Genomic DNA, 19,467 nt, shown 5'->3' with positions numbered 1-19,467 from the left:
TCCCGGCGGCTCTGCCCACGGCGGAAGTGCGGTGAATCCGCCGGGACCGATCGGCTTCTGGTGCCGCGAGAGCCCCACATCGTGCACGTGCAGCCCGGGTTCTTCACGAGCCCGGCGGATGAATGCGGCGCGACGGCTTTTCGACCGCGGCGCGCACCGCGGCGACAAGGGCCGGGCGCACGGCGTCGGGCGTGAAGCGGGCAGCGGCAGCGCGAGCGCGGGACGACAGCTCGGTGCGGCGGGCGTCGTCCTGCAGGAGGCCGATGATCGCGCCGGCGAGCGCGTCGACGTCGCCCGGCGGCACGAGCACGCCGGCGCCGTCCACGGCCTCGCGCGGACCGTACCGGGCGTCGGTCGAGACGACGGGAAGGCCCCGAGCGAGCGCCTCCGCGATCGACAGGCCCTGTCCTTCGAAGGCCGTCGACGTCACGAACAGCGAAGAACGATCGAAGATCGCGTCGCGATCGGCGGTCGCGCCGTGGAGCGTGACGGATGCCTCCGCCCCGAGCTCCTCGATCAGCTGCTGCAGGTCGTCGCGTAGGGGCCCGTCGCCGTAGACGTCCAGGCGCGCGTCGGGCACCGCGGCGACGACCGCCGGCCACGCCTGGATCGCGAGGTCGATGCGCTTCTGCGGCGCGAGCCGGCTGAGCATCACGAGGCGGCGCGGATCGCGGGTCGACGTGCCCGGCGGCTCGGAGCCGAGGGCGATGGTGTTCGGCACGACGTGGAACGTGCCCGGGTCTCCGAAGCGCGCGGCGACCTCGTCGCGCTGCGCTGCCGTGGGCCACAGCACCGCGTCGTAGGCGTCGAGCGTGGGCAGCCAGCGCGCCCACAGGCCGCTCACCGGCGCCGCGGGATCATCGTGCGGGGCGGGGAGATGCGAGTTGTGGACGGTGTGCACGAGCCTGACCCGCGGGTCGTCCCAGTCGACGAGCGCCTCCCCGAGCTGACGCGACTCGCAGACCACGACGAAGAGCCGTTCCGGGTCGCCCGCGGCCTCGCGGCGGCCGGCGGCGATCGACTCGAACCACGCGATGTACAGGCCGCGGAAACCCCGGAGCACGCGGTCGCCGCCCGGCGCGTGCACCACGACGTTCGCGTCGCGCAGATGCCATTCGGGGTCGTTCGCGAAGACCGGGAGCGACACGATCGGGCGGGACGCGGCATCCGTCACCGTCCGATACTTCACTCCCGCCGTCGCCTCGCCCGGCTCCCCCGCCTCGAAGAGCCACGCGGGGTCGGCGACGAGCTCGTCGAACAGGTTGCGGACGCGCGACGCCGAGGGCACGTGCCCGCCTTCGACGAAAGCCTGCCGCTGCGCCGCATGTGCCTGGGCCGACTGGCCGTCGACGCTCAGCAGGAGAGGCTCGGCGGCGCCGGCGGATTCCAGCAGCCGCAGGCGCGCCGGCACGGCGACCGCGAACCCGCCGTCGAGCTCCAGCGCCACGCGGCTGCCGATGACGACGTAGTCGGCGGGCGGAAGCGTCGTCTCGGAGGTCACCCGTCCATCCTGCCTCGTCCACCCGGAAACGACGGATGCCGCGACCGAGGTCCGCGGCATCCGTCACAGCAGCACCCGATCGGGTACCGCCGCCCCTTCCGGGGCTACTCCCATTCGATGGTCCCCGGCGGCTTCGACGTGACGTCGAGCACGACGCGGTTGACCTCGCGCACCTCGTTGGTGATGCGGTTCGAGATCCGCGACAGCACGTCGTACGGCAGGCGGGTCCAGTCGGCGGTCATCGCGTCCTCGGACGACACCGGGCGCAGCACGATCGGGTGTCCGTAGGTGCGGCCGTCGCCCTGCACGCCCACAGAGCGCACGTCGGCCAGCAGCACCACCGGGCACTGCCAGATCTCGCCGTCGAGGCCCGCCCGGGTCAGCTCTTCGCGGGCGATGGCGTCGGCATCGCGCAGAATCTCGAGGCGGTCAGCGGTGACCTCACCCACGATCCGGATGCCGAGGCCGGGGCCCGGAAACGGCTGACGCGCGACGATCACCTCGGGGAGCCCCAGCTCACGGCCGATCGCGCGCACCTCGTCCTTGAACAGGGTGCGCAGCGGCTCCACGAGCTCGAACTGCAGGTCTTCGGGAAGGCCGCCGACGTTGTGGTGCGACTTGATGTTCGCGGTGCCGGTGCCGCCGCCCGACTCGACCACGTCGGGGTAGAGCGTGCCCTGCACGAGGAAGCGGATCGGCTCGCCGTCGGCCTCGGCCTCGGCGACGAGCTCGGCCTCGGCCTGCTCGAAGGTGCGGATGAACTCGCGGCCGATGATCTTGCGCTTCTGCTCCGGGTCGCTCACGCCGGCCAGAGCCGTGAGGAAGCGCTCGCGCGCGTCGACGGTGACCAGGCGCACGCCGGTCGAGGCGACGTAGTCCTGCTCGACCTGCTCGCGCTCACCCTTACGGAGGAGCCCGTGGTCGACGAAGATGCAGACGAGCTGGTCGCCGACGGCCTTGTGCACGAGCGCCGCCGCCACCGCGGAGTCGACGCCGCCCGACAGACCGCAGATCACGCGGCCCGAACCCACCTGCGCCTGGATCTTCTCGACCTGCTCGGCGATGACGTTGTCGGGGTTCCAGTCGGCCGGCAGCCCGGCGGCCTTGTGCAGGAAGTTCTCGATGACGTTCTGGCCGTAGTCCGAGTGCTTCACCTCGGGGTGCCACTGCACGCCGTAGAACCGGCGCTCGTCGCTGCCGAAGGCGGCGACCGGGGTGGCCTGCGTCGAGGCGAGCACGTCGAACCCTTCCGGCGCGCGCGAGACCTGGTCGCCGTGGCTCATCCACACGTTCTGGTCGACCGGCTGGCCGCCCAGCAGCACACCGCCGTCACCCGTGACCGCGGCATCCGTCGCTCCGTACTCGCGGAGTCCGGTGTGGGCGACCTCGCCGCCGAGTGCCTGCGCCATGACCTGGAAGCCGTAGCAGATGCCGAGCGTCGGCACGCCGAGGTCGAACACGTCGGTGTCGAGCGCCGGCGCGCCCTCCTCATACACGGACGACGGGCCGCCCGAGAGGATGATGCCGACCGGGTTCTTCGCCGCGATGTCGGCGGCGGTCGCCGTGTGCGGGACGATCTCGCTGTAGACCCCGGCCTCGCGGACGCGCCGGGCGATCAGCTGCGCGTACTGCGCGCCGAAGTCGACGACGAGGACGGGTCGCTGCGAGGTTTCGGTCTGTTCGGTCAACGCTGGTTCTCCGTCGGGATCGCGTGAGTGAGGGTCGAATGCTCGGCCTGCGAGTGCAGCTCCGCTGCCTCACGCTGGGCGAGGTAGGTCTTGACGTCGCGGCCGACCCGCGCCTCCATGAAGAAGGAGAGGAGCGGCACGATACCGCCGGCGGCCAGCATCGCCAGGCGCAGGAGGTTCCAGCGCATGAGGCTCCACACGCGGAAGCACGAGATGAGGTAGACGACGTAGAACCAGCCGTGGGCGACGAGGATGCCGAGCGAGAGGTTGAACCCGTCGCCGGTGGACTCCAGGCCCGAGGCCGTCTCGACGACGGGGGCGAACCACAGGAAACCGCCGGATCCGCCCAGGAACAGCTCGTAGCCGACGATGTACTTGATGATCATCTCGGCGACCAGGAGCAGCAGCATCGTGCCCGTGATGATCGAGCAGATCTGGTAGAACCTCAGGGCTCCGCGGATCGCCGGAAAGGAAGCGAGCTTCGGGGCGCGGGGCATGACCCCCAGTCTACCCGCGCGATTCCGCGCGACCGTCCGGCTCCGGATGCCACGGACGCGGGTCCGTCGGGCGCTGGCAAGACCCGCTCAGGACGCCGCCGACGCGGGACCATCGGGGGCGGGCCCGTCGGGCGCCGGACTGTCGGGCCCGGGTCCTCCGCGCAACCGCCGCCGCTCCTCCTCGTCGTCCTCGAAGTCCTCGAGCTCCTTCTCCCACGCGTCCTTGGCGAGGCGGTACCAGAGGTAGAACGCGAAGCCCGCGAAGACCGCCCACTCGACGGCGTAGAAGATGTTGAGCCAGTTGAGGCCGGATCCGTCCTGGGGAGCGGGCGAGGAGATCGCCTCGAGTCCCGCGAACGCGTCGAGGGACGCGATGTACGGGCGGTACACCGAGAGCCCGTCGACCTCGTGCCATTGCCCGAGCAGGGCCGCGGGCGACATGCGCGTCATGGTCTGCGGGTCGGCACCGGAAGGCGGCGGCACGGGTCCCTCGTCCGAGATCAGCCGGCCGGTCACCTCGACCTGCTCGACATCGGATGCCGCGGCTTCGAGCTCGTCGATCGCCGCGCGCGCGTCGGCCTCGGTGGCAGCCCATCCGAGCGCGACCGCAACTGAGGTGGGGGCATCCGTCCCGCTCGCCGCCGGGTTGATCCGCAGCTGGCCGGTCACCCAGTAGCCCTCGACGCCGTCGTTGAAGCGGTTCTGGACGATCAGGAAGTCGCCGGGGATGAAGCGCCCGGAGGTCTCGACGCGCTGCCCCACGAGCGGCTCGGGCAGGTATTCGCCCGGCGCAGCGACATCGGCGAGCGGCTCGACCTCTTCCGTCGCCCCGGGTGGCACGGGGTTGGACTGCAGCGCGCGGCCGAGCTGCCACTGACCGAGCCAGGCGAAGACCCCCGCGACGACCAGGCAGAGCAGGAGCATGCCGATCCACTGCGGACGCAGCATCACCTCGCGCAGCGTCGGCGGGAACGCCTCGGGCGCGAGGCCTTCCGCGCCGTCGGGGTCGCCGGCCGCGGGGGCCGTCGAGGGGTCGGTCATGGCATCCGTCATCCCGCAGCGTACGGCGCGACGACGACCTCGACCCGCTGGAACTCTTTGAGGTCGGAGTATCCGGTCGTGGCCATCGACTTGCGCAGGGCGCCGATGAGGTTCGCAGTGCCGTCGGCGACCGGGGCGGGGCCGTACAGCACCTCCTCGAGGGAGGCGACCTGGTCGACCTTCACGCGCTTGCCGCGCGGCAGCTTGGCGTGGTGCGCCTCGGGGCCCCAGTGGAAGCCCTGGCCCGGGGCATCCGTCGCCCGCGCCAGCGCCACGCCGAGCATGACGGCGTCGGCGCCCATCGCGATCGCCTTGACGATGTCGCCCGACGTGCCCACGCCGCCGTCCGCGATGACGTGCACGTAGCGTCCGCCCGACTCGTCGAGGTAGTCGCGGCGCGCCCCGGCGACGTCGGCGACCGCGGTCGCCATGGGGGCGTGAAGGCCCAGGGTGGCGCGCGTGGTGGAGGCCGCTCCCCCGCCGAAGCCGACGAGCACGCCGGCCGCGCCCGTGCGCATGAGGTGCAGGGCGGCGGTGTAGGTCGACGCGCCGCCGACGATCACGGGGACGTCGAGGTCGTAGATGAACTTCTTGAGGTTCAGCGGCTGGTCGACGCTGGACACATGCTCGGCAGACACCGTGGTGCCGCGGATCACGAAGAGGTCGACGCCGGCGGCGACGACGGTCTCGTAGAGCTCCTGGGTGCGCTGCGGCGTGAGGGCGCCGGCGACGGTGACACCCGCGGCGCGGATCTCGGCGAGGCGGTCGCGCACGAGCTCGGGCTTGATCGGCTCGGCGTAGAGCTCCTGCATGCGACGCGTCGCGGCGGCCTTCTCGAGGCCGGCGATCTCGGCGAGCAGCGGCTCGGGGTCGTCGTAGCGGGTCCACAGGCCCTCGAGGTCGAGAACGCCCAGGCCGCCGAGCTGGCCGAGCATGATCGCCGTGCGCGGGCTCACCACGGAGTCCATCGGGGCGCCCAGCACCGGGATGTCGAAGCTGAACGCGTCGATCGTCCAGGTCGTCGAGACGTCCTCGGGGTTGCGCGTGCGCCGCGAGGGCACCACCGCGATGTCGTCGAACGTGTAGGCGCGACGCGCCCGCTTGGCCCGGCCGAGTTCGATGTCCATGCTCACGCACCCAGCCTACCCGGCGGGATTCTCACGCCCCGAAACAGCCTCCGGACGACGAGCGGCCGAGCCGAACTCCCGGGATCCCGGCGACGCCGAGTCGTCTCGTCTCGGTCGCTGCGCTCCCTCGCTCAACGACCGGCACCCGCGGCCGGGACAGACGCGACCCCGGTCGTTGAGCGAGCGAAGCGAGACGAAACGCGCACCGAGCTCGGAGATGACGGATGCCGCGGGCCGCGGCATCCGTCATCCCCTCAGCGCGCTCGCGCGACGCGGGCCTCGTCCCAGACGGGCTCGTCGGATTCGAAGACCCGCCCGTCCGCGCCGAAGACGAGGAAGCGGTCGAAGGACTTCGCGAGCCACCGGTCGTGGGTGACGGCGAGCACCGTGCCCTCGAAGCGTGCCAGGGCGTCCTGCAGCGCCTCGGCCGAGACGAGGTCGAGGTTGTCGGTGGGTTCGTCCAGAAGCAGCAGCGTCGCGCCCGACAGCTCGAGCAGAAGGATCTGGAAGCGCGCCTGCTGTCCGCCCGAGAGGCTGTCGAACGTCTGCTCGGCCTGGGCGACCAGCCCGTAGCGGTCGAGCGCACTCGAGGCGGCCTCGCGCGGAAGCCCGGCGCGCGCGTCCTCGCCGCGGTGCAGGATGTCGAGCAGCGTGCGCCCGTCGAACTCCGGATGGCGATGAGTCTGCGCGAACCAGCCGGGCACAACGCGGGCGCCGAGTGTTCCGCGGCCGGTGTGGGCGACGGGCTCGAGCCCCGAGCCGGTCGTCGTCAGGTGCCCGAGACGCCCGTCGGGGTCGGTGCCGCCACGGGCGAGCAGCCGCAGGAAGTGCGACTTGCCCGATCCGTTCGATCCCAGCACCGCGACCCGGTCGCCGAACCACACCTCGAGATCGAACGGCTTCATCAGCCCGGTGAGCTCGAGCTGCTCGGCGACGACGGCGCGCTTGCCGGTGCGGGCGCCGCGCAGGCGCACGTCGAGGTCCTGCTCGCGGGGCCGCTCCTGCGGCGGGCCGGCCTCCTCGAACTTGCGCAGGCGCGTCTGGGCTGCCCGGTACCGCGAGGTGAAGGTGTCGTTCGCCGTGGCCTTGACCTTGAGCGTCGCGACGAGCTCCTTGAGCTTCGCGTGCTGCTCGTCCCACCGGCGCCGCAGCTCGTCCAGGCGCGCCATGCGGTCCTCGCGTGCCCGGTGATACGTCCCGAAGCCGCCGCCGTGCACCCACGCCGTGCTGCCGGCCCCGCCGGCCTCGAGCGTCACGATGCGATCGGCTGCGCGTGCCAGCAGTTCGCGGTCGTGCGACACGAGCAGCACCGTCTTCGGCGTCTCGCGCAGCCGCTCCTCGAGCCAGCGCTTGCCGGGCACGTCGAGGTAGTTGTCGGGCTCATCCAGCAGCAGCACCTGGTCGGGGCCGCGCAGCAGCGCCTCGAGCGCGAGCCGCTTCTGCTCGCCGCCCGAAAGGGTCGTGAGCTCGCGGAACCGTGCACGCGAGAACGGGATGCCGAGGGCCGCGGTCGTGCAGGTGTCCCACACCGTCTCGTACTCGTAGCCGCCGGCCTCGGCGTAATCGGCGAGCGCGCCGGCGTAGCGCATCTGCGTGTCGAGGTCGTCGTGCTCGATGATCGCGGCCTCGGCGTCCTCGAGCTCACGTGCGGCTCGGCGCACGCGGTCGGGGGCGACGCGGATCAGGAGGTCGTGGACGGTCTGCCCAGGCTCGCCGTGGCCGACGAACTGGTCCATGACCCCCAGGCCGCCGTCGATCTGCACGACTCCGGACAGCGGCGCGAGCTCGTCGCGGATGATCCGCAGCAGCGTCGTCTTGCCGGCGCCGTTCTGGCCGATCAGCGCGGTGGTCGAGCCCTCACCCACGCGGAACGAGACCTCGTCGAGCAGCGGGCGTCCGTCCGGCAGTGCGTACGAGACGGCGGCGATGTCGATGTAACCCACGTCATTCCCCATCCGCTCCGCAGGACGATCCGTCCGAAGGGGAGCCGACCAGACTACCCCACCCTCCGCCGCGGTACCGCCGGAGCCGTCTGCCGAGACGCGCGGGAGCGGTCGAGGCCGGGGTGCCGGACCATCGGCCCTCGATCCCGCGCCGGGGTGCCGGACCATCGCCCCTCGATCCCGCGCCGTGTGCTGTCGGCGCATCGGCCGCCGGTCGCACCCCGGGGGCCAGGCGAGCCGTCGACAGCGGATGCGCGCGGTGGGAGGATCGGCGTGAGGGGACGCGATGTCGGTTCGAGGCTTCTTCCGCCGCACGGGCGGCGCCATCGGCGTGTGGCTCTACCGCCGCACCGATGGCCGGGCGGTACCCGGACCGGGGCCCGCGCGCGTGCTCCTGCTCACGACCCCGGGGCGGCGATCCGGGCAGCCGCGGTCCACCTGCGTCGCCGCGCTGCCGCTCGATGAGGGCTTCCTGGTCTGGGGCACGGGCAGCGGCGCACCGCGCGACCCGCACTGGTTCCGCAACCTCCGGGCCGCCGGGCGCACGCGCGTCCAGGCAGGTGCCCACCGGTTCGACGCATTCGCTCGCGAGCTGCACGGCGCAGAGCGCGACGCGGCGTGGCGCGACGTGACCGCGCGGATCCCCGGCGTCGCCCGCTACGAGCGCAGGGCGGGCCGCACGATTCCCGTGGCGATCCTCACCCCGACCGAGGCTCAGGCGGCCGGAGCGGCGTAGCGGCCGGACTTGATCGCGCGCTCGCGCGCCTTGGCGGCCTCGACCTCGCGGTTCTTCGGGGGCGTGGTCGCGACCAGGTCGTCGAGGAGGTGCTGCGTGATGTGCGTGATCTCGTGGACGGCGCGGTCGAACACCTCCTGGTTCGCTTTCGAGGGCTTCGTGGTGCCCGCGATCTTGCGCACATACTGGAGCGCGGCCGCGTGCACCTCTTCGGACGACGCGGCGGGCTCGAAGTTGTGAAGCGTGTGGATGTTCCGGCACATGCCCCCGACCCTACGCCGCGCCCCCGACGGCGGCCAGGGCGCGGCATCCGTCCCTCCTCCACCCCCCGTTGTCGAGAACGCGGTCATTCGCCGAGCGACCACGCTCTCAACACCCACACCGCGGTCGTTCGACGAGGAACCACGTTGCAGACGGATGCCGCGACCGCGCGTCGGCGCGAGGAACCGCGTTGAGAAGGGATGCCACGGCGCGAGCCCGCGCGAGAGACCGCGTTGTGGACGGATGCCGCGGCCGCGAGCCCGCGCGACACCGTCGAAGCGGTCTAGAAGCGGTCGGTGCCGCGCGGCAGCACCTCGAGCACGTGCGCAGCTTGCTGGGAAGCAGGAGCGGAAGAGCTCGGTGATCTGGGGGTCGGAGCCGTCGTCGTCGGGAGCTGAGCGCCGCCGCCTGATCCGAAAACCTGGTCGGCGACCCGACACGCCGAGAACGGATGCCTCATCCCGGCGCGCCGACATCACCGACCAGGTTTTCGGACGTCGGGTGGTGGAGGCATCCGTCTCCTCCGCAGCCCAACCGGCCGACGCGGCGGCCGGCTCCCCCGGCGTCGAAGCCGAGCCCGAGTCCGCCGGACGCCCCCTCGGCGGAAGCTGAGCGCCGCCGCCTCTGCCGAAAACCTGGTCGGTGACCCGACACGCCGAGGACGGATGCCTCATCCCGGCGCGCCGCCGTCACCGACCAGGTTTTCGGGCGCCGGGGCGGGGCATCCGTCCCGCCCCGTTCCGCCGCCGGACGCCGGTTCGCATTCCTCCCCCTCGGCTACGCCACCGGGTGCCGGGGCGGCGAGCGGTTCAGTCCCCCTTGCCGCGCAGCGCGCGGGTGAGGAGCCCGTCGAAGAAGAACAGCAGGAAGGCCGCGGACCCGATCCACGGGGCCAGGACGACGACCGCCGCGGAGATGATGAGGGCGCTGAGCGAACCGCGGCCGTAGGCGATGGCGTCCTCGCAGCTCAGGTCGGGAAGCATGACCTCGCGCCGACGGACGGCCCACCCCCACTGCAGCCAGCTCGCCAGGATTGCGAGGAAGAACGCCACCGGCATCGCGAGTCGCCCGGCGAGCCACTCCGAGTACTCGGTGGTCAGCCCGGTCGCGAACGGCACGAGCACGATGAAGACAAGGCGCGCGTTGTTGAGCCAGACCATCGTCGCGTCGACGCGGGCGATGTGCTCGAACTGCTGCACGTGCACCATCCACATCAGGCAGAGCAGCACGAAACTCAGCAGGAAGTTCACGAACAGCTCGCCCATGTTCCACAGCGCCGCCCACATGTCGGCGTCGGAGTCGACGTCGCCGAGCGAGTGCTGGGTCAGGTCGAGCACCAGAAGGGTCGCCGCGATGGCGAACACCCCGTCGGTGAACGCCTCGAGACGGGTGGTGCGCTGCGTCGCCGCCGGATGCCGCCGCTGCCTGATCATGGCGCCAGGTTAGCGAGGAGCCGCCGACGCGTGGTCGTCACACTCCGTCACCCCTCGCGCGCAGGCCGCTTCGCCGAACGAGGATGGAAGAACGCAGACGGATGCCGCGGCCCCGCGCGGGGCCGGCTCCGGTTCGCGCCGCCAGGCGGCGCGCGAGAGCGGTGGAGGACCATGACTGAGCACATCCCTTATGTCGTCGTCGGAGCCGGGGCGATGGGACTGGCGACGACGTGGCAGCTGGCGCGCCGCGGGCACCGCGTGCTCGCGCTGGAGCGCTTCGAGCGCGGGCACACCCGCGGTGCCTCACACGGCGCGACCCGCAACTTCAACAACGCCTACGCCGAGGCCGACTACCTCGACCTGCTGACGCTCGCCCGCACCGAGTGGGACCAGCTTGCCCGCGCGACCGGCGAGCCGCTGCTGCGGCTGCACGGCCTGGTCACCCACGGCGACGACGGAGTGGTGGCCAGTGTGCACGCGGCGCTTGCCGGCCGCGGCGAGCGCGCGGAGGTGCTGGCGGCGGGCGAGGCCGGCCGCCGCTGGAGCGGCATGCGCTTCTCCGGCGACGTGCTCTTCACGCCGGACGCGGGCGTCGTGCGCGCCTCGGCCGCGCTCGAGGCCCTCGAGTCCGCCGCGCGCGGGCGCGGTGCCGACGTCCGGTTCGGGCACCGGCTCGTCGGCCTCGACGAGACTGCGAACGGTCTCGCACTCACGGTCGAGGCCGGTGGCGAGCGGTACGATCTCGTCGCCGAGACCGCGGTCGTGACCGCCGGCGCGTGGGCCCCCGGCATCCTTCCCCCGTCGTTCCCGCTCCCGCGATTGACGGTGACCGAGGAGAGCCCCGCGCACTTCGCGCCGATCGCCGCCGAGGCGACCTGGCCGTCGTTCAACCATCTGCTGCCGCGCGACCGGTACCCCGCCAACGTCTACGGCATGCCCACGCCGGGCGAGGGCGTGAAAGTCGGGTTCCACCTCGTCGGCCCCGTCGTCGACCCCGATGCGCGCACGTTCCGCCCCGTGCCCGCTCACGTCGCGCAGCTGCGCGACTACGTCGCGGAGTGGTTCCCCGGCCTCGACCCCGACTCCGCGGTGCCCATCAGCTGCACGTACACGTCGACGGACTCGCAGGACTTCGTGCTCGACCGCCGCGGCCGCGTCGTCGTCGGCGCCGGCTTCTCGGGGCACGGGTTCAAATTCACGCCCGCGGTCGGTGCGGTGCTGGCCGACCTCGCGACCGATGACGCCGCCCGCGCCGCCGCGCGCTTCCGCCTCCCCTGACGGGTCGCCCCCGGCGCCCGCGTGTCACACCAGCCGCGCCAGGCAGCCCCCGAGGCCCGCTCGGACTGTGCCACTCATCCGCTGCGTGTCACACCACTTGCGCCTGGCAGCCGCGAAGCCCGCGGAGACTGTGACACCCATCCGCTGCGTGTCACACCACCTGCGCCAGCTGCAACGTGCGATCGCCAGTGCCCGCGCGGACTGTGACACCCATCCGCTGCGTGTCACACCACCTGCGCCAGCTGCAACGTGCGATCGCCAGTGGCCGCGCGGGCTGTGACCCCCATCCACTGCTTGTCACACCACCTGCGCCTGGCAGCCCCGAAGCCCGCAGGGACTGTGACACGCACGAAGATGACGGATGCCGCGACCCGGCGCAGAGCGCGGGCGCGGCATCCGTCGATCCGAAGAAGGACTACTTCTTGTAGTTGGGGGCCTCGACGACGATCTGGACGTCGTGGGGGTGCGACTCCTTGAGGCCGGCGGCCGTGATGCGCACGAACTTGCCCTTGGCCTTGAGCTCGTCGATCGTGCGGGCGCCGACGTAGAACATCGACTGACGCAGTCCCCCGACGAGCTGGTACGCCACGGCCGAGACCGGACCCCGGTACGCGACCTGTCCCTCGATGCCCTCGGGGATGAGCTTGTCGTCGCTGGGGACGTCAGCCTGGAAGTAGCGGTCCTTGGAGTAGGACGTCTTCTTGCCGCGCGTCTGCAGGGCGCCGAGCGAGCCCATGCCGCGGTACTGCTTGAACTGCTTGCCGCCCTGGAAGACGATCTCGCCGGGCGACTCGTCGGTGCCGGCGAGGAGCGAGCCGAGCATGACCGTGTCGGCGCCGGCGACGAGGGCCTTGGCGATGTCGCCCGAATACTGCAGGCCGCCGTCGGCGATGATCGGGATGCCGGACTCGCGCGCCGCGAGGTACGCCTCGTAGATCGCGGTGACCTGCGGCACACCGACACCTGCGACGACACGGGTGGTGCAGATCGAACCCGGGCCGACGCCGACCTTGACGGCATCGACGCCGGCATCGATGAGCGCCTGGGCGCCCTCACGCGTCGCGACGTTGCCGCCGATCACGTCGATGTGGTCGAACGAGGAGTCGGCCTTGAGGCGACGGACCATGTCGATGACGCCCGCGGACTGGCCGTTGGCGGTGTCGACGACGATGACGTCGACACCCGCGTCGCGCAGCGCCTCGGCGCGCTCCCACGCGTCGCCGAAGAAGCCGATCGCGGCACCGACGCGGAGGCGGCCCTGCTCGTCCTTCGTGGCGAGCGGGTACTTCTCGCTCTTGTCGAAGTCCTTGATCGTGATGAGGCCCGCGAGCGTGCCCTCGTCGTCGAGCAGCGGGAGCTTCTCGACGCGGTGCTGTGCGAACAGCGCGATGACCTCGCCGGCGCTGATGCCGACGCGGCCCGTGACGAGGTTCTCGCTCGTCATCACGTCGCGCACCTTGGTCGTCTGGCGCTCGAAGCCCGAGACGAAGCGCATGTCGCGGTTGGTCACGATGCCCACGAGGTGGTTGCCGTCGTCGACGACAGGAAGGCCCGAGATTCGGTACTGGGCGCAGAGCGCGTCGACCTCGTCGATGGTGGCGTCGGGCGTCGTGGTGATCGGGTCGGTGATCATGCCCGACTCGCTGCGCTTGACGCGGTCGACCATGGAGGCCTGCTCCTCGATGGAGAGGTTGCGGTGGATGATCCCGAGACCGCCCTCGCGCGCGATCGCGATCGCCAGACGCGCTTCGGTGACCGTGTCCATGGCCGCCGACAGCAGCGGCGTCGCAACCGTGATGCGCCGGGTCACGCGGGACGACGTGTCGGCTTCGCTCGGGATCACGTCCGTGTGGCCGGGCAGCAGCAGCACGTCGTCGTACGTCAGTCCGACGAAGCCGAAGGGGTCGTTGTGCTCCATGGGGGTCTCCTCGCGCGCGGCGCGTTCTGTTCGGGATGGACGACGACGGCCGGTGCGCTCGTGACGCTCCGTACTCGATTCTAAGCGCCGGGCGCAGGCGATTTGTTCCCGCCAATACGGCACGCGCGGGCGCGCGCGTGGGGGCGAGCGCTGTCCGGTTTCGATCCCATCACTTATCCACACGTGACCGTAGGCGAAACAGCGGCGACACATTACAGTCGTAGCGTCGTTCATCACGGCCGATGCGACCCGAGCTTCGGTGTCCGCGTGGTGCCGAACTGGAGGTTTTGTGGGTCCTACGACTGCGACCGCGATCAATAGCCGCCGCTGGCTCGTTGTGCTCTTCGGAATGGTGCTGGCCCTGCTGGGCATCTTCGCCACCGCAACGCCCGCTCTGGCTGACGAAGACGATCCGTACCGGATCAGCGGCAACGTGCAACTCGACGGCGAGCCCCTCGAAGGCGTCGTCCTCATCGTCGACGGCCCCGGAGGCGAGCAGGAGGTCGAGACCGACGAGAACGGCCAGTGGCGCGTCGGCGTCCCCGAGCGGGGCGAGACCTACGTCGTGACCCTCGACGAAGACACGCTGCCCGAGGGCATCGCCGTCGTCGAGGAAGGGGTCGAGAACCCGAACGTCAAGGAAGTCGAGATGGGGCAGGGCGGCCGCGTGACGGTCAACTTCTTCATCGGCGAGGGCGAACGCAACGTCACAAGCTTCTTCGACCAGTTCATGCAGCGCCTGGTGCAGGGCATCAGCTTCGGTCTCATGCTCGCGCTGGCGGCCATCGGCCTCACGCTCGTGTACGGCACGACCGGCATCTCGAACTTCGCCCACGGCGAGATGGTGACATTCGGCGCCATCGCCGCCTACTTCCTCGTGGCACCGGCCACGCTCGCGCTGCCGTGGTGGCTGGGCTACCCCGCCGCCGTCATCCTGAGCGCAGCGCTCGGCCTCGTGCTCGACATGATCCTGTGGCGACCGCTGCGAAGGCGTCGAGTCGGAGTGGTGCAGCTGATGATCGTCAGCATCGGTCTCTCGCTGGCGCTGCGCTACACCTTCCAGCTGTTCATCGGCGGTGGCACGCTGCAGCTTCCGCCGCTCGGCGGCGAGTCGATCCCGCTCTTCGGTGCGGTTCAGATGACCGTCACCGACATCGCGTCGCTCGCGATCTCGATCGTCGTCATCGTGGCCTTCGCGCTGTGGCTCACGCGGTCCCGCATCGGCAAGGCGACACGGGCCATCTCCGACAACCCCTCACTGGCCTCGGCGTCGGGCATCGACGTCGACGCGGTGGTGCGCGTGGTCTGGATCGTCGCGGGCGCCCTCGCCGGCCTCGCGGGCATCCTGTACGCCTACTACCGCCCCGGCATCAAGTGGGACATGGGAGCGCAGATCCTGCTCCTGATGTTCGCCGCGGTCGTCCTCGGCGGTCTCGGCACCGCCTACGGCGCACTCGTGGGTGCGCTCATCGTGGGCGTCCTCGTCGAGGTCTCGAGCCTCTGGATCCCCGCCGACCTCAAGTACGCGAGCGCACTGTTCATCCTCATCGTGATCCTGCTGTTCCGACCACAGGGCATCCTCGGACGACGCGAGCGGATCGGATAAGGACACACTCATGGACTGGCTTCAGATTCTCTCCAACACCGCCTCGTCGATCCTCAGCCCGGCGACCATCGGTTACGCCCTGGCCGCCCTCGGTCTCGCGGTGCACTTCGGCTATGCGGGCCTGATCAACATGGGCATCGCGGGCTTCATGGCCATCGGCGCCTACGGGTACGCGATCAGCATCCTGAGCTTCGGCTTCCCCTGGTGGGCCGGCGCGCTGGTGGGCCTCGCGGGGGCGGCGATCTTCGCCCTCATCCTCGGTATCCCGACGCTGCGTCTGCGCGGCGACTACCTCGCGATCGTGACGATCGCAGCCGCCGAGGTGGTGCGCCTGCTGTTCCTCACGACCGCGTTCGACGAGTTCACCGGCTCCGCCGACGGCCTCAGCGGCTATCACGCCAGCTTCCGCGCCTCGAACCCGATCCCGTCCGGTGAGTACGGCTTCGGGCCGTGGGTCTACAACGAGACCCAGTGGTGGGTGCGCATCATGGGCATCGTGACGCTCGGCATCGCCGCGCTCGTGGTGTGGATGCTCACGCGCAGCCCGTGGGGCCGCACGCTCAAGGGCATCCGCGAGGACGAGGACGCCGTGCGCTCGCTCGGCAAGAACGTCTTCTCGTACAAGATGCAGGCCCTCGTGCTCGGTGGCGTGCTCGCCGCCGCGGGCGGCGTGGTCTATGCCCTCCCCTCGGCGGTGAACCCCGGCGTCTACGTCACCTCGCTGACGTTCTTCGTCTGGACCGCCCTGCTCCTCGGTGGCGCGGCCACGGTGTTCGGTCCGATCCTCGGCTCGATCATCTTCTGGGCGCTGCAGACCTTCCTCTCCAACATCCTTCCCGCGATGGCGCAGGCCGGCTGGCTGCCGGGCCTGAACTCCATCCAGGCCGGCACGCTGCGCTTCATCCTCGTGGGCGTCGCGCTCATGCTGCTGGTGATCTTCATGCCGCAGGGTCTCCTCGGCAACAAGAAGGAGCTGACCTTTGTCAAGTAACGCTGCTACCCCCGACACCGGGTCGGCGCCCGTCGCCCGCCCGAAGACGACCGGTCTTCACCGCGGCGACGCGGTGCCGGGCGTCGCCAAGGTCGATCCCATCATCGTCGCCGACGGCGTGCACCGCGCCTTCGGCGGCGTGACCGCCGTGGACGTCCAGCACCTCGAGATCCCGCGCGGGGCGATCACCGCGCTCATCGGTCCGAACGGTGCCGGCAAGACCACGCTGTTCAACCTGCTCACCGGATTCGACAAGCCCGACCACGGCACCTGGACCTTCGACGGCAAGTCACTGTCGGGCGTCCCGGCCTACAAGGTCTCGCGCATGGGCCTGGTCCGCACGTTCCAGCTCACCAAGGCGCTGGGCCTGCTGACCGTCATGGAGAACATGAAGCTCGGCGCGAAGAACCAGCGCGGCGAGCGGTTCTGGGCGGGCATGATCCCGGCGCTGTGGCGATCGCAGGATGCCGCCCTCGAAGACCGTGCGATGGAGCTTCTCACGAAGTTCAAGCTCGACGCCAAGGCCGACGACTTCGCGGCCAGCCTGTCGGGCGGTCAGCGCAAGCTCCTCGAGATGGCCCGGTCGCTCATGACCGAGCCCACGCTCGTGATGCTCGACGAGCCGATGGCAGGCGTGAACCCCGCGCTGACGCAGTCCCTCCTCGATCACATCCTCGATCTCAAGGAGGAAGGCATGACCGTGCTCTTCGTCGAGCACGACATGCACATGGTGCGCCACATCGCCGACTGGGTCGTGGTCATGGCCGAGGGCCGCATCGTCGCCGAGGGCGACCCCGACACGGTGATGAAGAACCCTGCCGTCATCGACGCGTACCTCGGCGCCCACCAGGAGCTCGACCTGGGCGTGGTGACCGGGCGCATCGACGTCGTGCAGGCCGACCCGACGACGGATGCCGCGGCCTCGGCAGCGGTCACCGCCGAGGCTCTCGCCGACGCGGGCGTGGCCGAGGAAGAGAAGGAGGACGAGAAGTGACTTCTCCCACCGCCACCGCGACCGGAACGCCGGTCGTCGTCGTCGACGACGTGCACGCCGGCTACCTGCCCGGCGTCAACATCCTCAACGGCTGCAGCCTCGTCGCCCACCAGGGCGAGCTGATCGGCATCATCGGCCCGAACGGCGCCGGCAAATCGACGCTGCTCAAGGCCATCTTCGGGCAGGTCAACGTCCGCAGCGGAACCGTGACGCTCCAAGGCGACGACATCACCGGTCTCAAGGCGAACAAGCTCGTCGCGCGCGGCGTCGGCTTCATCCCGCAGACCAACAACGTCTTCCCGAGCCTCACGATCGCCGAGAACCTCCAGATGGGGCTCTATCAGCGCCCCAGCGCCTACAAGGAGCGCCTCGAGTTCGTCACCGGCATCTTCTCCGAGCTGGGCAAGCGCCTCAAGCAGCGCGCGGGCTCGCTCTCGGGCGGTGAGCGGCAGATGGTCGCGATGAGCCGCGCGCTCATGATGGACCCGAAGGTGCTGCTCCTCGACGAGCCGTCGGCCGGTCTCTCGCCCGTCCGCCAGGACGAGGCGTTCATCCGCGTCTCCGAGATCAACAAGGCCGGCGTGACGTGCATCATGGTCGAGCAGAACGCCCGCCGCTGCCTGCAGATCTGCGACCGCGGCTACGTCCTCGACCAGGGCCGCGACGCCTACACCGGCTCCGGCCGCGAGCTGCTCAACGACCCCAAGGTGACCGAGCTGTACCTGGGCACGCTCGGCAAGTAGCCGATACAGCCAGGAGAAGCGGGAGACGGATGCCGGCAGCATCCGTCTCTCGCTTCTTCGTGTCCGCTCCCCCGGTGCCGCAGCGGCGCGGCGTGCGGTCCTGTGTGCCGGCCCCGGAGACCGCGACAGCGAGCGCGTCGACGCCGCGCCTGACGTCCTCGCCTCCGCCGCAGCCGCCGGCCCGCGGCCGCGCGTCCCGATGCCGCTACCGACTGAGGCCGTCCCGCCGCCTCAGTCCGCCGCCAGGTCCCCGCACCACGGCCCGCCGGACCCCGCACCACGACGCGCCGGGCCCCGGACACCACGGTCACCACGCTCCTGCACGCCACGGCCCGCCGCTGACGGCAACGGGAAACGCCCCGGGTCCGAGGACCCGAGGGCGTTCCGTGTGTAGAGGGCTCAGCCCTCGAACGGGGCGAACGTGTTGTCCGCGGCGTACTGGTAGATGTTGATGAAGCCCTCGGTGGGGTCACCGACCTCGTTGAACGTCACCGGGCTGGAGACGCCGTCGTAGTCCGCGACGTCACCGGCGAGGATGATGTCGGCGCACGCCTCGTACGTCTCGCACTTCTCGCCGTCACCGGAACCACCCGAGACCTCGATCAGCTTCTCAGCGATGTCGGCCGGGTCGGTCGACTGAGCGGCCAGCGCCGCCAGCGCGAGCAGGATGGTCGCGTCGTACGACTCGGGGGCGTAGGTGTAGTCGGTCAGCGCGGCGTCGCCCGACTCCTCGACGAACCCGTCGAGGCCGTCGATGAAGTCCTGCACCTGGGCCGGGGTCGGACCCGGGTACGTTCCCTTGGCACCCTCCAGGAGGCCGGGTGCGAAGTCCTCGCTGTAGTTGGCGACGTTGCCGTCGACCAGGTAGAGGTTGTTCGGGTCCCATCCGGCGCCGATGAGGGCCGGGAGGATCGTCTTGGCCTCGTCGAAGCTGATCACCGTGATCGCGTCGGGGTCGGCCGCGAGCACCTCGGAGATCTGCGCGTCGAACGACGTGTCGCCCTGGTTGTAGGTCGGCTGCGCGACGACCTCGCCACCGGCGGCCTCGAAGGCCTCCTGGATGTACTTCGCCAGACCGGTGCCGTACGCGTCGTTCAGCACGATCATGCCGAGGGTCTGGTGACCCTCCTCGGCGACGAAGTTGCCGTGGACCTCGCCCTGCAGCACGTCGGACGGAGCGGTGCGGAAGTACAGCCCGTTGTCTTCGTACGTCGTGAACTGGTCGGAGGTGTTGGCCGGCGAGAACTGGATGACACCCTCGCCGACGACCTGGTCGATGAACTGGAGCGACACACCCGACGACGCGGCGCCGATGATGGCGGCGACGTCCTCGGCGAGGACGCGGGGCACCTCGGTCTCGTAGGCCTTGTTGTCGAGGTCGCCCGAGTCGCCCCAGACGACGTCGACGTCGAGACCCGTGGTCTCGGCGTAGTCGTTGATGACGGACTGCGCGTAGGCGACGCCGGCCTCCTCGGGCGGGCCGAGGAACGCGAGGTTTCCGGTCTGGGGAAGCGCCGTGCCGATCTTGAGGCTCAGCGCCTCGCCGGGGGCGGCGCTCTCGGCGGGCTCGTCGCCGCCGGTGTCGCCGCCGCCGGAGCAGCCGGCGAGGACCAGGGCGCTGGCGCCGATGAGCGCGAGACCGCCGAGCACGGTGGACTTGCGCGAGCGGGTGAAGACGCTCATGTTGCTCCTTGCTGTGTGGTTACCACG

At 70.8% G+C, this 19,467-nt stretch carries 16 protein-coding genes; 6 read left to right on the top strand and 10 right to left on the bottom strand.

Annotation, left to right across the window (positions count from 1 at the left end; translation table 11 throughout):
• Nucleotides 1-103: 103 nt before the first annotated feature.
• From IM767_RS12400 to IM767_RS12375, 6 genes are all read right to left on the bottom strand, one after another.
• A complete protein-coding gene (locus IM767_RS12400; protein WP_162564276.1) occupies nt 104-1,501 on the bottom strand; it encodes a glycosyltransferase in 1,398 nt (465 codons plus the stop codon).
• Nucleotides 1,502-1,605: 104 nt separating this feature from the next.
• Nucleotides 1,606-3,189: a glutamine-hydrolyzing GMP synthase gene (gene guaA, locus IM767_RS12395; protein ID WP_109210396.1), complete on the bottom strand. Its 1,584-nt coding sequence runs from the start codon at nt 3,187-3,189 to the stop codon at nt 1,606-1,608.
• On the bottom strand, nt 3,186-3,686 hold the full coding sequence (locus IM767_RS12390; RefSeq protein WP_109210397.1) for a DUF3817 domain-containing protein: 501 nt from the start codon (nt 3,684-3,686) through the stop codon (nt 3,186-3,188). Before IM767_RS12390 ends, guaA begins: the two co-directional genes overlap by 4 nt.
• Before the next feature lie 87 nt (nt 3,687-3,773).
• Nucleotides 3,774-4,634: an SURF1 family protein gene (locus IM767_RS12385; protein ID WP_109210568.1), complete on the bottom strand. Its 861-nt coding sequence runs from the start codon at nt 4,632-4,634 to the stop codon at nt 3,774-3,776.
• A 101-nt stretch (nt 4,635-4,735) separates the two neighbouring features.
• Complete coding sequence (locus IM767_RS12380) at nt 4,736-5,854, bottom strand: GuaB3 family IMP dehydrogenase-related protein (RefSeq protein WP_109210398.1); 1,119 nt, start codon at nt 5,852-5,854, stop codon at nt 4,736-4,738.
• 254 nt (nt 5,855-6,108) lie between these two features.
• A complete protein-coding gene (locus tag IM767_RS12375) occupies nt 6,109-7,797 on the bottom strand; it encodes an ABC-F family ATP-binding cassette domain-containing protein (protein ID WP_109210569.1) in 1,689 nt (562 codons plus the stop codon).
• Between the two features lie 286 nt (nt 7,798-8,083).
• Here IM767_RS12375 and IM767_RS12370 point away from each other — a divergent pair, with 286 nt between their 5' ends.
• Complete coding sequence (locus tag IM767_RS12370) at nt 8,084-8,533, top strand: nitroreductase family deazaflavin-dependent oxidoreductase (RefSeq protein ID WP_109210399.1); 450 nt, start codon at nt 8,084-8,086, stop codon at nt 8,531-8,533.
• Here IM767_RS12370 and IM767_RS12365 read toward each other — a convergent pair.
• Both IM767_RS12365 and IM767_RS12360 read right to left on the bottom strand, forming a co-directional pair.
• Complete coding sequence (locus IM767_RS12365) at nt 8,512-8,796, bottom strand: DUF2277 domain-containing protein (protein ID WP_109210400.1); 285 nt, start codon at nt 8,794-8,796, stop codon at nt 8,512-8,514. The genes IM767_RS12370 and IM767_RS12365 overlap by 22 nt on opposite strands.
• An 807-nt stretch (nt 8,797-9,603) precedes the next feature.
• Complete coding sequence (locus tag IM767_RS12360; protein ID WP_109210401.1) at nt 9,604-10,227, bottom strand: TMEM175 family protein; 624 nt, start codon at nt 10,225-10,227, stop codon at nt 9,604-9,606.
• Nucleotides 10,228-10,398: 171 nt separating this feature from the next.
• Between IM767_RS12360 and IM767_RS12355 the strand changes: the two genes are divergently transcribed.
• The gene (locus IM767_RS12355; RefSeq protein WP_109210402.1) at nt 10,399-11,505 is read left to right on the top strand and encodes an FAD-dependent oxidoreductase; all 1,107 of its coding nucleotides are present in this window, start codon (nt 10,399-10,401) and stop codon (nt 11,503-11,505) included.
• A gap of 415 nt (nt 11,506-11,920) precedes the next feature.
• Here the strand turns inward: IM767_RS12355 and guaB are convergent, their stop codons facing one another.
• Entirely contained in the window at nt 11,921-13,423 is a 1,503-nt protein-coding gene (gene guaB / locus IM767_RS12350) for an IMP dehydrogenase (RefSeq protein ID WP_109210403.1), read from the bottom strand.
• A 349-nt stretch (nt 13,424-13,772) separates the two neighbouring features.
• Between guaB and IM767_RS12345 the strand changes: the two genes are divergently transcribed.
• The 4 genes from IM767_RS12345 to IM767_RS12330 all read left to right on the top strand — a co-directional run bounded on the left by IM767_RS12345 (nt 13,773) and on the right by IM767_RS12330 (nt 17,757).
• On the top strand, nt 13,773-15,029 hold the full coding sequence (locus IM767_RS12345; protein ID WP_194398881.1) for an ABC transporter permease subunit: 1,257 nt from the start codon (nt 13,773-13,775) through the stop codon (nt 15,027-15,029).
• Between the two features lie 10 nt (nt 15,030-15,039).
• Entirely contained in the window at nt 15,040-16,020 is a 981-nt protein-coding gene (locus IM767_RS12340) for a branched-chain amino acid ABC transporter permease (protein WP_109210405.1), read from the top strand.
• A gap of 73 nt (nt 16,021-16,093) precedes the next feature.
• Entirely contained in the window at nt 16,094-17,014 is a 921-nt protein-coding gene (locus IM767_RS12335; protein ID WP_239453298.1) for an ABC transporter ATP-binding protein, read from the top strand.
• A complete protein-coding gene (locus IM767_RS12330) occupies nt 17,011-17,757 on the top strand; it encodes an ABC transporter ATP-binding protein (RefSeq protein ID WP_109210407.1) in 747 nt (248 codons plus the stop codon). The genes IM767_RS12335 and IM767_RS12330 overlap by 4 nt, the downstream gene beginning before the upstream one ends.
• 399 nt (nt 17,758-18,156) lie before the next feature.
• Here IM767_RS12330 and IM767_RS12325 read toward each other — a convergent pair whose 3' ends face one another.
• Entirely contained in the window at nt 18,157-19,440 is a 1,284-nt protein-coding gene (locus tag IM767_RS12325) for an ABC transporter substrate-binding protein (protein WP_109210408.1), read from the bottom strand.
• Between the last annotated feature and the right edge of the window lie 27 nt (nt 19,441-19,467).

The sequence above is a fragment of the Microbacterium ureisolvens genome (genome assembly GCF_015278315.1).
Taxonomy (GTDB): Bacteria; Actinomycetota; Actinomycetes; order Actinomycetales; family Microbacteriaceae; genus Microbacterium; species Microbacterium ureisolvens.
Note: the sequence above shows the minus strand (reverse complement) of the source record. Positions and strands in the feature narration are given on the sequence as shown.

Excerpts from the sequence above, each read along its gene's own strand:
- IM767_RS12385 (WP_109210568.1), bottom strand. The coding sequence starts at position 4,634 with ATGCTGCGTCCGCAGTGGATCGGCATGCTCCTGCTCTGCCTGGTCGTC.
- IM767_RS12360 (WP_109210401.1), bottom strand. The coding sequence starts at position 10,227 with ATGATCAGGCAGCGGCGGCATCCGGCGGCGACGCAGCGCACCACCCGT.
- IM767_RS12370 (WP_109210399.1), top strand. The coding sequence starts at position 8,084 with ATGTCGGTTCGAGGCTTCTTCCGCCGCACGGGCGGCGCCATCGGCGTG.
- IM767_RS12345 (WP_194398881.1), top strand. The coding sequence starts at position 13,773 with ATGGTGCTGGCCCTGCTGGGCATCTTCGCCACCGCAACGCCCGCTCTG.
- IM767_RS12340 (WP_109210405.1), top strand. The coding sequence starts at position 15,040 with ATGGACTGGCTTCAGATTCTCTCCAACACCGCCTCGTCGATCCTCAGC.
- guaB (WP_109210403.1), bottom strand. The coding sequence starts at position 13,423 with ATGGAGCACAACGACCCCTTCGGCTTCGTCGGACTGACGTACGACGAC.
- IM767_RS12390 (WP_109210397.1), bottom strand. The coding sequence starts at position 3,686 with ATGCCCCGCGCCCCGAAGCTCGCTTCCTTTCCGGCGATCCGCGGAGCC.
- IM767_RS12355 (WP_109210402.1), top strand. The coding sequence starts at position 10,399 with ATGACTGAGCACATCCCTTATGTCGTCGTCGGAGCCGGGGCGATGGGA.
- IM767_RS12380 (WP_109210398.1), bottom strand. The coding sequence starts at position 5,854 with ATGGACATCGAACTCGGCCGGGCCAAGCGGGCGCGTCGCGCCTACACG.
- IM767_RS12325 (WP_109210408.1), bottom strand. The coding sequence starts at position 19,440 with ATGAGCGTCTTCACCCGCTCGCGCAAGTCCACCGTGCTCGGCGGTCTC.
- IM767_RS12365 (WP_109210400.1), bottom strand. The coding sequence starts at position 8,796 with ATGTGCCGGAACATCCACACGCTTCACAACTTCGAGCCCGCCGCGTCG.